The organism is Psychrobacter sp. PAMC 21119, from assembly GCF_000247495.1.
GTDB lineage: Bacteria > Pseudomonadota > Gammaproteobacteria > Pseudomonadales > Moraxellaceae > Psychrobacter > Psychrobacter glaciei.
Map to the genome: position 1 here is coordinate 1 of NZ_AHVZ01000018.1, position 14,700 is coordinate 14,700.

Here is a 14,700-nt window from a genome sequence, read left to right on the forward strand (position 1 = left end):
CNCCTACTCCCTCGTCGTCGTCCGTTCGGCGACGTCTGAGGTGTTGACCGTGACCGCCACCGTGACCGATCAAGCAGGCAATCGCTCAGCGCCTGTCAGCGTCACTGCCACCGTTGGTGATATTACAGCGCCTACGCCCCAATCGTCGTGATTGGTGATGGTGATGCTACCGTCAATGGTTTTGACTTGGATGCCAATGGTGAGGTGCAAGTAACTGTGAGTCTGCCTATTGATGCCGCCGTGGATGACACCCTCACCATCAATGGGGTTGACGTCACTGTGACCGCTGCGATGTTGACGGACGGTTATGATACGACCGTCCCTGCACCAGCAGAAGGTGAGGTGTTGACCGTGACCGCCACCGTGACCGATCAAGCAGGCAATCGCTCAGCGCCTGTCAGCGTCACTGCCACCGTTGGTGATATTACAGCGCCTACCGCCCCAATCGTCGTGATTGGTGATGGTGATGCTACCGTCAATGGTTTTGACTTGGATGCCAATGGTGAGGTGCAAGTAACTGTGAGTCTGCCTATTGATGCCGCCGTGGATGACACCCTCACCATCAATGGGGTTGACGTCACTGTGACCGCTGCGATGTTGACGGACGGTTATGATACGACCGTCCCTGCACCAGCAGAAGGTGAGGTGTTGACCGTGACCGCCACCGTGACCGATCAAGCAGGCAATCGCTCAGCGCCTGTCAGCGTCACTGCCACCGTTGGTGATATTACAGCGCCTACCGCTATTGATGACCAGAACGTTGTTGACTTACAAGTAGATCCAACTGTAAACAACGATACAACTGGGCTTAATGGATCTGTTGGTAGTCTACTAGGTGTGGGCGCTCTCGGTGGTTTGGTTGATGTTTCTCTGCTTGAAAGCAGTAGTGTTTTTCAAGTAGATGTGGCTGCCGGTAATACGCAGACGCTTACTGTAGATGGTAGTGGAAATGAGCTTCTGAGTCTTAGTGCTCTCCTTGGTGGTAACAATGATTTCAATCTTGAGATTTATCGTCAAGAAACGGGCAGTAATCAAGCTGAACTTGTTCAACTACAGGAAGGATTTTTGGATTATAGTCCAGGAACACTTGGATTACTTGGAAGTTGGAGTGCCGTTGAATTGGTACTTCAGCCCTTCACTGGTGGTGATACTGGTGCGACATACTTTGTTGTTGCTACCAATCCTGCGGCCAATGATGGACTCTTAAGTCTTGGTGCTTTAGCAAGCATAGATATTATAACGACAGAGAGCATATTGCTTGATTACAGTAATCCTATCATTACTGCCTCAATAGTCAGCGGTGATGTCACTACCAATGATGATGGTGTAGGACAGTCAATAGTTGTAACCAACGTCAATGGTGATCCTATTAGTGGTGCTACATCTATCATAGGCACCTATGGTACGCTTGTGATCGACTCTAACGGTGCGTACACTTATACACCGAACGAAGATGTAAATGTGATTGGTCAAACAGACGCGTTCGAATATACCATTGATGACGGTAACGGTAACACTGATATAGCTACACTCAATATAACTATCACTAGTGATTATACTCCTCCAGCTGCTGCACGTATGAGCGCTACCAGCTTCACACTTGCTGACGAGACTGATGACACTATTGAACTTCCTGATACATCCCTAACCACCTCAAGCGATGGACTCGATATACTTAGCTTTGAGGGCGCAGATCAAGTTATTAGCCTGTCTGATATGATGCAGCCCGATATCATTGATATCAGCGGTATTGGGGCTAATACTTTAAACGTAGCAGCTAAAGACGTTAATTCCGCTATTTATGTTAGAGGTGATAGCGATGATACAGTCAATCTAGAAGGTGATAGTTGGTCAAATGTTGAACAGGTTACCTCAGACGGTGAGATGTTCAATGTATGGCAAGCAGGTAAGGATATTTCTACACAGATTTATATTGATACTGATATCACCAATATTATCTAATATTAACTAATTGAACTTTGATCTTGAAAACGCTTCCTAAATGGAGGCGTTTTTTACAATATTTATCTAATTATTTTGAGGTATAGTTAATAAAGTTAAAAATATAGGCTTAATATAATTGCTGTATTTTTATATTTAGAATATGACAAAGTGAAAGATGCTACAGGACAATAAAGACATGGATGAAGATATAAACTCGAAACTCTTAGTGAGCTGTTTAGAAAAAAATTTACCAGCTATTTATGATAACTGGACGCAATCACATCTCACGAAACTGAATGACGAAAAAGAAACTGATTTAAACAACATTGCGTCCGATACTTTGGTAAATACCTTTGTATTGTCGGTATCAGATGGTCATAAAAGAGCCAAGACGATTACTTTTATCATTGATGATTTAGTTGAAAGTGATGCCTTGGATAGTATTAATCGCTTTGCTTATTTTGAAAAAATACTGCCCATTATTATTGAAAAAATCAGTACATTATCACAAAAGTTTGATGCCCCCATTATTTGGCTAAGATTTGAGTGGCTTAATCAAATGTTACCTACTACTTGGTCAAGTTTTCAGCAAAGCTTAAAAGGGTTTAAGAGAAACTATTACCGCTCGGGTATTGCATTTGAAGGAGTGAGAGAGCCTTGGTTGTTGCTTACCGAAATGGAGCTAAATGCTAACGCTTGTTTGTATATGGGCAATACAGTATCTCACGCAGGGGTAAATGTTAAAAATCTGAATGTATATGTAAAGGCGCGTCACGGTAGTAGCCAAATCCCAAGTTTCAGCGATGACCTAGCTGTCATTAGCTTTAACACAGCAGGTGTATTTATTAATGCAACCACAGGAGCGTGCCATAACCTCGATACTCAGCCACGTTTTAAAGGTCATCGCAAACTATGGCCTTTATCGGCAAACAGCACTCAACCTATCATTGAGCAGGCCACGAACTATCTTGTCAAACAAGTCACGCCTTCGGGTCAATATGTGTATGGGTATTTTCCTTGTTTTGATCGCACCATCGACACTTATAACAGCCTGCGCCATGCCAGTAGCACTTATGCACTTATAGAAGGTTATGAAGCTTGCTATGGTTTTGATGCTACTCATTATGACAATGCTATCGCAAGCAATGAAGCCGTATCAACAAAAGCAGAAAAGCTTAGCTTGGCTGATATGAAAAGCAATATTGATAACGCCATGCATTACCTGATCCATGAGCTTATCCGACATGATGATGACAAAGCCTATGTGATAGATACAGGTGACGAGGTTAAGCTGGGTGCTAACGCCGTTGCGATACTGGCACTGGTTAAATACTTACAAGTGTTTGAAGGCACGCCACTCTCTGATGAGTACCATAATTTGGCCGCTAAGTTGGCGACTGGAATCGAAGCCATGCAACAAGAGGATGGTAGCTTTGTTCATGTATTACATGGTCATGATCTATCACTGAAAGCCAAAAACCGTATCATCTATTATGATGGCGAAGCAGCATTTGCCTTAATGCGTTTATACGGCTTAACCAAAGACGCGCGTTGGCTAAACTGCGTGACGCGCGCTTTTGATTATTTTATTGACGCCAAACATCACCGAGCACACGACCATTGGTTGTCTTATTGCTCAAACGAGCTAATTATTTATAAACCTGAAAAAAAGTATTTTCAGTTTGCGGTCGATAATATTAGAGGCTATACCGACTTTATCAAAAACCGTATCACCACGTTTCCAACTTTGCTTGAGCTGTCGATGGCGTTTCATAAAATGCTGTTAACGTTAGATGTGTATCCAGAGTTTCATGACGTATTAGATGGCTTTGATGTTCAAGCGTTTTATCAAGCGCTACATGCACGTGCCAACCATTTAATGAATGGTTTTTTCTTTCCAGAGATGGCGATGTTTTTTAAAGCACCGCAAACCATTTTGCACGGTTTTTTTATTCGTCATCACTCATTTAGAGTACGAATTGATGATGTAGAGCATTATTTATCAGGGCTGGTGGCTTATCGAGATTTTCTAGAAAATGCAAATTATCCAAAAACTGCTACTAAACGAAGTCAGCAACATCAAAAAAACAACCAACTAACCAGTACCGATAATTTAGTTGAACCGCAAACAGATAGCACTAACAGGCAGGGTGTAGCGGACTCTGTATTAACAGCTGATAATCTTATAAGAGCCACTAAAGGTAAATGGTTCGTGCCGCCATCAGATAATTGGCTTGCTACGGGTCTTTGTATTTGGCCGCCCAGCTTCAAATCAGGTCAGCTGATAGTAGCTAGAAGCAAGAGTATGTCAGTAGGCTACTTGTCTAAAGCCGCTGTTGAGTCGTTGATAAAAAAAGGGGCTGCTGCGATTGTCACCGATGATGTATCGGCATATCAAGATTTAGGTGTCCCTGTATTACACGTCCGCAATATACGTCAAGCGACTATCGATATCGGACGTTATACTCGGCAAGTCTTTAATGGTCAGGTTATTGGTATTACTGGTAGCGCTGGCAAAACTACAGCTGTAAATATGTTGGCACATACGTTAGATGGTTTTGGTGGTGCTGGTTATACGCAATCTAGCGCGAATCTACCAGTAGGGATTGCATGGAATTTGGCGTGTATGCCGCAGGCTATGAATTACTGGGTATTAGAGATGGCAATTGGCTCTATGTCTGGCAATGCCAACTTGGTGCGTCCGGATATAGCATTGATCACCAATATTGCTGCTGCTCATCTTGAGTATCACCATAACGTTGAAACGATTGCCCTCAAAAAATCACGTATCTTTGAAGGTATGGCACCAGATTCTGTAGCGGTTATTTGCCGAGATATTAAGCAGTACGACATTATTGAGCAGCTGGCGCATACTTGGGGTATACACGTTATCAGCTATGGCGAACACAGTGAGGCTATGATAAAGCTGCTAAGCTATGCTCACAAAAATGCGAACGCACAGATAGTGATTGATGGACAGACTTACACGCTTACTTTACAAGCACATGGCAAGCATATGGTACTCAACGCCATGGCCATATTGGCAGTAGTAAATCATTATAACCTATCGATTGACGAAGCTATTGTCAGGCTAGAGAGGTTTGAAGCAGTTGCTGGGCGAGGGCAGGTTCTAAAAACGCTCTATAAAAATACGCCAATCACACTTTATGACGAAGCTTATAATGCCAACCCACTATCCATGCAAGCAGCGCTTGAAACCTTTGAGCAACTAGAAATACCTGCTCAGAATAAGCTAGTGATTTTGGGCGATATGTTAGAGCTTGGTAATGATAGCGGTAAATATCATTTACAGCTGATACCGTTGATCGAAAAAATGGCCTTTAGAACTTTAGTGTTAGTCGGCAAGCAGAGCGAAGCTGTGGCTGATGCGCTTAAACAGTCAAATATCGAAGTTTATCATTTTCAAGACACGCAATCTTTGACCACTCAGCTTGTGCAGTTTATCAAAAATCATGACCATGTTTTTATCAAAGCATCTAATGGTATCGGACTCAATAAGCTATTTCTAGAGTGTCAAAAACCTGTTGCCTATAATAGAAGTACTGAAGCAGTTGGAATAGAAGACTCTATCATGAAAGAGTTTGATACTAGCGCTGCTATATTGGTTGAGAGTTTTGAGCTTGAGGACAACAAGATAAGCAATCCTCTCCTGATCATGTCGGTCCAATCAAACACACCAAAAATGATGGCGTCATTGGCCAAGTTGATGACAGTGATGTTGATATGGGATAAAGTAAAGCAAGATAGTATTGACCCTTTGCTGACCTTAATTGAGATGCCTGTCGATTTACTAAGAGGTAGCAGCGAGTATTATAAGTTTTATAAAAAGGGAGAAAAAATACCATTATCAGTACTTATTGAGTCTGCGCTAATTGCAAGCTCTAACGAGGCAGCATTTGCTTTGGCCTGTTGGCATTCTGGTAATGAAGCGCACTTTGTTACACAAATGATTTATAAGTCTCATTCAATGGGTTTAACTAACAGTCACTGGAGTAGTTGTTCAGGTCTCAACAGAAATGCCTATACCACAGCCCAAGACATGAGTAAGCTTTCTAAGGTATTTATCAGTCAATATGCTGAAATAGCAGCTTATTGCTCCTTGAGTGCTTTTAAATTTAATGGAAAAAAGGTCTTTAATACCAATAAATTGATGCGCGTACACTCAAATATTTTAGGATTAAAAACAGGTAACTTGGTTGGTATTGGTGCTAATTTAATCAATTACTGGCGCAATGATAACACGCATTATATCAGTGTGATTCTAGGCGCTGAGAGCCGAAAGATATGTTATGACCTATCAAAAAAAATGATGGCATGTGATAGCACAAAAAACTGAAAAATAACATATTTAGCGGAAGGTACGGATATTAACGCAAGTAAAATACTGCCTCAAAAGCAAAAAGAGCTGTCGGAAGCCATAGCATTAACCTACACGGCTAGTGCCATGTGGAATCGACTATTTCAACTGGTTGATGGCAACAAGTATTTTGATATACCTGCTTCCATCAAAAACACTAAATACCTAAGTGGGCAGCCAGTTATTCAAGATAATACAGTTTATGGTAGCGCCTTTGTTAAAACACTGTTTGAAGCACTCGAAACCCAAAGCAAACAAGCTTCTCACGATCACAGCAGAAATAGATGTCATTCGACCCCTAAATGACTATTTGTATGAGCGAGAATATAGCAAAGCACTGCTTTATCTGAGTATAAGAAAAGAGCTGTGCTAGACTGGAAGCAATAGACGCAAGTTAAATTTTTGCGATAAAGGTAAATGGAAAATAAGGTAAAGAAACTATTTTATAATCTGGGACATGTTTCTTTTATTTTTAATGGACTATAAAGCCAGTTTTATTTTAATTAATAGATCAAAAATTATTATCTTGTTGCCTTATGGTGTGGGGTTTAGTAAGGTTTAGTTTTTAAAAAATAAACAATTAGTCAAACATAAACTTATCAGGCTAATCACTGAAAATTAATATGAAAAATTTGTTAAATAAAAAGCAGAGAATTTGTAGCCTATCAGTGTGCCATCATCTAACAGTCTTCACGGCTTGTTTGTTTGTGACACTGACAGCCCAAGCTGCGGTAGAGAATTTGCAAATCAACAGTTTGGTTGCACAAGCGATTCAGACACATCCTTTGGTGGGATCAGCTCGAGCCAGTCAAGAAGCAACCACAGAAGGTATCAATGCCGCTAAGTTAAATCTCTTGCCGACGCCAAGCGTGAGCTCAGGTTACGACAGAGACAATGACTTTGTCTCACAAGTGACCCTTCGCCAGCCTCTGTGGACGGGTGGCAAGCTCACTGCTGATGTCAATCAAGCCATATTCGATGATAAGGCAGCCGTAGAGTATATCTATGAGCAACAAAACCTAGTGGCAAAAACGACGATTGATGCTTGGCAGAGTTATATTCAAGCCGTCGCAAAACAAAGCGTCCATGTTGAAAACCTGAAAGAACTTAGTGACTTTGAAGCCATGATGCAGCGCCGTGTTGGGCAAGGTGTGTCCGCTAGGATTGAGTTGGATCTAGTGACAAATCGTATCTTACAAGAGCAGACGGCTTATCAATCTGCGGTCGAACAGCAACGTATCGCCGCTGCTAGGCTTGAGCAAATCATCGGTCAATCATTGTCTCAGGTGAGTGCAATGAGTATACCGAATATCAAAGTATTGGTAAATCAAGCCAAACAGCAATCGGTCGACTTTGAAAAAATGGCCTTTAATCAAGTGGGTTTTTATAATCCCACGGTCGTCAAAGAGCACTTTCAGATCGAATCTGCCAAGCAAGGCGTTGAAGCACAGCAAGCGGCTCGATATCCAACCGTTTATGCTCAATACGAACATGCTTACTATCACGAAAATAATGAAAATGATGGTAAGTTTTCATTAGGGTTAAGTTATGCCCCAGGCGCTGGTTTCTCCAATTTTGCGCTTGCACGCGCGTCACAGGCACAGGTCAACAGTCTGGTACAAAACCAAGAAGCGGCGCGCCGTAATGTCATAGAAAACATTCAAGTTCAGTATCAGCAGTTTGTGAGTGCCAAGGATAGAGAGACATCACTGGTCGCTGCTGTCGCAGGCGCACAGATTGTGGTCAGCTCTTACCGTAGGCAGTTCATTGCAGGGCGCAAGTCATGGCTCGAAGTGCTCAATGCTGTCCGTGAACACAACGACTATCAAGTACAGCTGGTACAAACTCGGGCGGAGATGCTGGGTGCGTTCTATAGGTTGCAAGTAGATTTTGGCATTATGGAGTGGCAACAGTTTTCTAATAATCGTAAGCCAGTTACTTTGTTTAGCCCGACAGATTCTGTAAAACAGTGGCTCAATAAGCAAGATAAAAGCAGCGTGAGTCGTGAGTTTGGTTATGGAAAAAACACAGTAGAAGAAGAGTATATCGAGATTAAACTACCCGCGACTGCAGAGCAGAGTCTAAATAATGGAGAGTATCTTATGTTAAATGATGATTACAGTATTACGCCAATAACGAACCAAGAGAATAGGCCCTAAACAAGACGGTCATATAAGAGAGCATACCGCTACTTCTCAAAAATACTGACTAGTATTGGTCTGATATAAGAATAATAGAGGTTTCTCTATTTGCTACTACAGTATCTTGGATACGCAACCATCTCCAACATTCAATAAGTGATTAATATGAGTGCACAATTACAAAAGACAACGTCTCAGTCTGTTGGTCACCATGAGTTGCAATACTCGGAGCAGATTGATCTGACCGAAACGTTGACCGATGCAATTAAGCATTTACTCGGGCAGCAAGGCTATCCGGTAGATAATATACGGCTCCACGATGTCGTCAGGCGGCATAGTGAGCAATCGGACAGACAAGGTCAAAGTATTCATGAGCTAGGCGGTGTCATTGCAGTATTAGAAGGCATCGGCATAACGGACACACCTGAAATATTAGAGCAGCCCGATGCCGCTTTTTTGCCTTTATTGGCTTATCGAACAGATTTGGGTTGGGGCGTAATTGATAGTCAAACCCCGCAAAAGAGCTGGAACTTTAGACAAGCGAATAGCCATGTACAGACACGTGCCGAAGAGCTGTCATTGGTGTTGCGTATCCGCCTAAAAGAAGACCATATCAAGCAGCGTAAAGCCTCATTCTCTGACCTTCTAAAGTCTGATTTGGGCAATTATAAAGGCATTTTGGTGGAAGCCGTTATTGCGACTTTTCTAATCAATATGCTGGCATTAGCCGTATCGTTATTTTCTATGCAAGTTTATGACCGCGTCATACCGACGCGTAGTGAATACACGCTCATTATTTTGGCGAGTGGTGTCTTTTTGGTGATTTTATTCGAAGCATTTATGAAGTTTTCCCGATCAAGAATCATGGATAAAGTGGTCGTCGGTCTCGATCAGTATTTGTCTCGGGAAGTGTTTCAACGTTTATTAAAAGTACGGATTGATCAGATGCCAGGATCGGTTGGTTCTATGGCAGCGCAACTACGTGGTTATGAGCAAGTGCGTAGCTTTTTTACTGCAAGTACACTCTTTGGCTTGGTCGATTTGCCCATGACCATTATTTTCATCAGTTTGGTGGCTTTTATTGGTTCGCCTTTAGTGGCTGCCGTACCCGTGATCGCGGCAGTAATCGCGATTACGATGGGATTAGTTGCTCGTAAACGCATTGATGCTATTGCAGCAGAAGGCGCGACAGCTTCTTATTATAAAACAGGTCTGCTAGTAGAAGCTGTAGAAGGCGTCGAGACCATAAAGGCAGGAGCAGGCAGTTGGAAATTTCTCTCGCGTTGGCTTGATGTAATGGACATTACCATTAAAAACGACTTGGATATGAAGCATGCCAATGACAATTTGACGTATTTTACGCAAATGCTACAGCAAACGAGCTATGTTGGTATTGTGATAGTCGGGGCATTTGTCGTGATGCAGGGCGACATGACGATGGGTGGACTGATTGCCTGCTCGATACTGGGTGGTAGGGTGCTGGCACCGGTCATGGCTATACCAAACTTGCTGGTGCAATATGCTCATGCCAAGGCCGCCAAACTGAATATTGAAAGTTTATTTGCACTGGAGCAGGACAATCAAGGCGTTGCTTATCCATTGTCGCCCACGCATATCAAAGGCGCTTATCAATGTGATGGTTTGATATTTAATTACAAAGACAATGATCGACCAGCCATCAACATCTCACAGCTGGTGATTAAGCCAGGAGAACGAATAGCGATACTTGGGCCTATCGGTTCAGGAAAATCCACCTTGCTTAAGGTGCTGGCAGGACTGTATGCACCCACGGAAGGACGGGTGTTATTAGACGGTCTTGATATACATCAAATAAGCCGTGAGACACTCAGTGAACGCTTGGGCTATCTGCAACAAGACCATCGATTGTTTCAGGGGACATTACGAGAAAACTTATTAATCGGTATGGCAGCGCCCAATGATGATGTCTTGCAAGATACTCTAAATAGAACAGGGCTCATAAACTTGGTTTCGAGCCATTCAAGCGGTCTTGACCTGCCGATTAGTGAAGGTGGTAAAGGACTGTCAGGTGGACAAAAACAACTGGTGGCGTTCACTCGTTTACTGTTGACCAAACCCGATGTGTTTTTGTTAGACGAGCCTACTGCGTCTATGGATAACCGGCAAGAACAGCGCTGTTTACAAGTACTGCGTCAGGAGCTGACAAAGGGGCAGACATTTATTGTTTCTACTCATAAGACAGCATTGCTAGACTTGGTTGATCGCTTGATCATTATGGACAATCAACGCATTATCATTGATGGTCCGAAACAGGCGGTACTCGATGAGCTTCGCAAAAACGATCAAGCAAAAAACAAGACCACTGTGCAGCAAAAAGATAAAATTATTAACAAAACCAGTCAACCGTCAAAAGAAGGTGCTGATGAGACCAAGCCCGTAACGTCTAGGGTCAAAAATATCAGCATAAAAGCTAGCAGTGCTAAAAACTCACCAGATGATCAAGGGAAGTAGGTATGTCAGAGTATAAATATACACCCACCAATCCCAAAGTTAATCGTTCAAGACTGAGTATTTGGATTGCTTTGATTGGTATTATTACTTTGATCGTCTGGGCATCATTTGCCAAAATCGATCAAGTAACTCGTGCTAAAGCTACGGTGATTGCAAGTGCTCGAACACAGGAAATTCAAGCATCAGAAGGGGGTATATTAACCCAATTAGCTGTCAGAGAAGGTGAGGAAGTGAAGGCGGGACAGTTGCTTGTCGTGTTAGAAGAAGAGCGAGCCAAAGCCGCGGTAGATAACTCTGCTTCCAAGACAGCGGCATTAAAAGCCAAGTTAGCCCGATTGAATGCCGAAATTTTTGAAAAACCCTTGATATTTCCTGAAGAAATACAGGGCTATCCTGAATATGTACAGAACCAAAGAGCGCTGTATAACCGCCGTCGTCAGGCCATCAATGAAGAGGTCTCTTCTCTTGAAAAAATGCTAGTTTTGGCGCGTCAAGAGCTAAGCATGAATGAGCCACTATTAAAATACGGGGATGTCAGTCAAGCTGATGTCATCAAGCTCAGTCGTCAAGTGGCGGACATTGAAGCGCAAATCAATAACAAGCGCAATAAGTACTTTGAAGAAGCACAAGCTGAGATGACAAAAGCTCAAGAGGATTTGGATACCGAGCTTGAGCAGCTAAGAGATCGCGTGCAAGTATTAGGTGAAAAGCGTTTGTTGTCACCTACAGAAGGTAAAATTAACAATATAAATGTGACGACTATTGGCGGTGTTGTTAAGCCGGGTGAGGTCATTATGCAGATTCTACCGACCAGTAGTGATCTCATTATAGATGCGAAAGTCAGCCCTGCAGATATTGCTTATATAAAGGAAGGACAAGACGCGACCGTCAAGCTTGATGCCTATGATTATTCAATATTTGGGTCGATGAATGGCACCGTCAATTACATTAGCCCAGACACTTTGATGGAGCAAACACCCAAAGGCGAAGAGCCTTACTATCGTGTGCTAATCGTTATCACTGGTGCTGAATTTAAGGGTCGGAAAGACAAGATAGTCATCAAGCCAGGCATGACGGCTTCTGTTGACATAAAAGCGATGGAGCGCACAGTATTGTCTTACCTCACCAAGCCTATTACCAAAACGCTGTCAGAAGGGTTGGGGGAACGTTAAGTTAAGAGATGCTTCATACTTAACAATTACTGATAAATGTTGCGCGTATCAAAACGAACCGAACTGGTATCGTCAGAGATTCAACACGTTGAGAGAGTACGACAGTAAAAACGCGCAACTATCTTGCCTAAATTGCTAATGTAATTATCCTTCATACCCGTTACCAGATCTTAAAATGGCTAAATTTTTATTAGGCACAAGCATGGATTGCGTTCATCAATAAAAAAGTCAGTAGTATCAATAAGGCTTACAATGCTTACAAAGGAATGTGGCTATGGGCGCTTCAGACAGCGGTCAAAAAAAATCATATATTTTTGCCTTGTTAACACTGCCATTGCTAATAATAAGTAACATAACGGGCAGTTTTGCCGCTAGCTATGTCATCAATCCTACCAATACAAATATAAGCTTCGGCATTGAGCGCTTCAAAAGATCGACCACTACTGGCGGCTTTTATGATGTCAAAGGCAACTTGCAATATGATCCAAGCTCACAGACAGGTGATATCTCATTAGTTATTCCTATTAGTTCTTTGAATACGGGCAATAAAGCATTTAATCATACTTTGACAGGTCCTAATTTTTTTGATGTCCAGCGCTTTCCGTTGGCGCGTTTTGACTCTACCAAATGGTACTTTAATCAGAATAAATCGCTCCCTAAGATTCTAAAAGTGGATGGTGATTTGACCTTGCATGGCGAAACCCATCCTATAAGCTTGACAGCGACTAAGTTTGACTGTTATTTGCATCCCGCATTCAAAAAAGATGTTTGCAATGGTAATTTTACGGCTACCGTTGACCGAACCAAATGGAATATCGATAAATATGCATGGTTTGGAGTCACTAAAAACCTCAACTTGGAGATTCAAATTGAGGCCATTAAACAGTAGCTATTACCGATGAATAGTTTTATTTTAGTAGAGTCTGTTTTTAGTAGGATTTATTAGTGAAGAGCAGACAGCTTTTGAAAAGTGATCAAGGATGATTGACTGGTATGATAAGCATATTATGAAGCCACTTTCTATGATGATATCAACACTCGCGCTCAGCGTACTGAGTGTGCTGAGCCTACTGAGCATAGCCTCTAACGTTGCCATTGCTGACGGCACAGGCATCGGCAATAGCAATCTGACACAATCCAGCTTACCTCCCAGCATAAGCCTGCCTAATGTTAGCCCAATCAATAACAATTTAGCCAATTACGGGGCTTATATCGCACGTACAGCCGACTGTATGGCCTGTCATCGTGAGGACTATAGCGGTGGTGTTCCTATCGAAACGCCTATCGGTAATATCTATTCGACCAATATCACGCCTTCTACGCAGTATGGCATCGGTGATTATACGGAAGCTGACTTTACCAAAGCGTTACGTAAAGGTCGCGCGCCAAATCATCAACTTTATCCGGCGATGCCGTATCCGTCCTATCATGGAATGACAGATGATGATATTAGCGCTTTATTTGCTTATTTCCAAACAGTTCCCGTCGTCGATAAGCCACCTGAAAAAACAACGCAACTGCCTTTTCCTCTAAATATTCGTAGCTTAATGCTCGCGTGGAATGTCATCAATGTGCCGTCTACTAAAAACCGTACTGGTCTGACACCAACGCAGCAGCGCGGTGAATATCTGGTGAATAATCTAGAGCACTGTGGCACTTGTCATACGCCGCGCAACCTCACCCAAGGTCTCGATCAAGACCGTTATCTATCTGGTGCGCCGCTTGGTAAATGGTTTGCGCCTAATATTACCCCTGATAACGACACCGGTATTGGGCGTTGGAGTGAGCGTGATATTGTGACTTATTTGCGTACTGGAAAACTTGATAAACGCGCATATGCAGGCGGCCCTATGGCAGAAGCAGTAGGACATAGTACCCGTTATCTCACCGATGAAGATTTGAGCGCGATGGCTAACTATCTAAAAGTCATTCCTGCGATCAAGACTGATGATTATCTGCTACCGGTTAATGTTGCACGTCTACCAAATCCCATCAGCTCCTCTATTACTTATGATTTACTAGAGCAAAAGGACTATCTAGCACAGGTTAAAACGAATACTTCTAAGACTAGTAGCAGCGATTCGTCTAAATCCTCAGCTGAATCCTCATCTAAAGCCCTGTATCTTGCTCATTGCGGGAGTTGCCATGGCGTTGATGGGTACGCCCAACCGGATGCCCGCTATGCTGCTATTGTCGGTCTTAGTAGTATTCGCCGTGCCAAACCTGACGCATTGATTGGCGTTATCGCTTTTGGGGCAAAAGGTGCGTTCAATACTGCGCCAAAAATGCCAGGTTTTGAGAAAGACTTAAGCCCTGCACAAATCGCTAGTATTACTAACTACGTGCGAGTCAATTTCGGTGGTCTGCCAAGTAGCGAAGTCAGTGCGGCGGATGTCAAACGCGTCATCAAAGAAAAAAGTTAAATCTCACCTCCATAAATTTAAAGAATTGAATCTGAAAATTTGCTTGTTTGATTAGGGTCTGTTGAACATTCAAATATTAGGACTGCTGATCGCTAAAATCGCCCCAGACTAGGCGTAAACCGACGATAATGTCCAGACCTTAGCTAGGTTTA

At 42.7% G+C, this 14,700-nt stretch carries 7 protein-coding genes; all 7 read left to right on the forward strand.

Going from position 1 to position 14,700, the window contains the following annotated elements:
• Window positions 1-147 precede the first annotated feature (147 nt).
• The 7 genes from RH96_RS07495 (at window position 148) to RH96_RS07530 (ending at window position 14,548) form a co-directional block, all read left to right on the forward strand.
• Window positions 148-1,962, forward strand: a complete 1,815-nt coding sequence (locus tag RH96_RS07495; RefSeq protein ID WP_010199329.1) for an Ig-like domain-containing protein — start codon at window positions 148-150, stop codon at window positions 1,960-1,962.
• Window positions 1,963-2,140: 178 nt separating this feature from the next.
• Window positions 2,141-6,301 carry a Mur ligase family protein gene (locus RH96_RS07500; protein WP_010199331.1) on the forward strand — a complete coding sequence of 1,387 codons (4,161 nt, stop codon included), beginning with the start codon at window positions 2,141-2,143 and terminating at the stop codon, window positions 6,299-6,301.
• A gap of 728 nt (window positions 6,302-7,029) precedes the next feature.
• A complete protein-coding gene (locus RH96_RS07510) occupies window positions 7,030-8,481 on the forward strand; it encodes a TolC family protein (RefSeq protein WP_010199335.1) in 1,452 nt (483 codons plus the stop codon).
• Between the two features lie 147 nt (window positions 8,482-8,628).
• Window positions 8,629-10,953 (forward strand): type I secretion system permease/ATPase, encoded by a 2,325-nt coding sequence (locus RH96_RS07515; protein ID WP_010199337.1) that lies wholly within the window; start codon window positions 8,629-8,631, stop codon window positions 10,951-10,953.
• Window positions 10,954-10,955: 2 nt separating this feature from the next.
• Complete coding sequence (locus RH96_RS07520; RefSeq protein WP_010199338.1) at window positions 10,956-12,125, forward strand: HlyD family efflux transporter periplasmic adaptor subunit; 1,170 nt, start codon at window positions 10,956-10,958, stop codon at window positions 12,123-12,125.
• Window positions 12,126-12,399: 274 nt separating this feature from the next.
• Complete coding sequence (locus tag RH96_RS07525; RefSeq protein ID WP_010199340.1) at window positions 12,400-13,014, forward strand: YceI family protein; 615 nt, start codon at window positions 12,400-12,402, stop codon at window positions 13,012-13,014.
• Window positions 13,015-13,132: 118 nt separating this feature from the next.
• Window positions 13,133-14,548, forward strand: a complete 1,416-nt coding sequence (locus RH96_RS07530; RefSeq protein WP_026037214.1) for a cytochrome c — start codon at window positions 13,133-13,135, stop codon at window positions 14,546-14,548.
• Window positions 14,549-14,700: the final 152 nt, after the last annotated feature.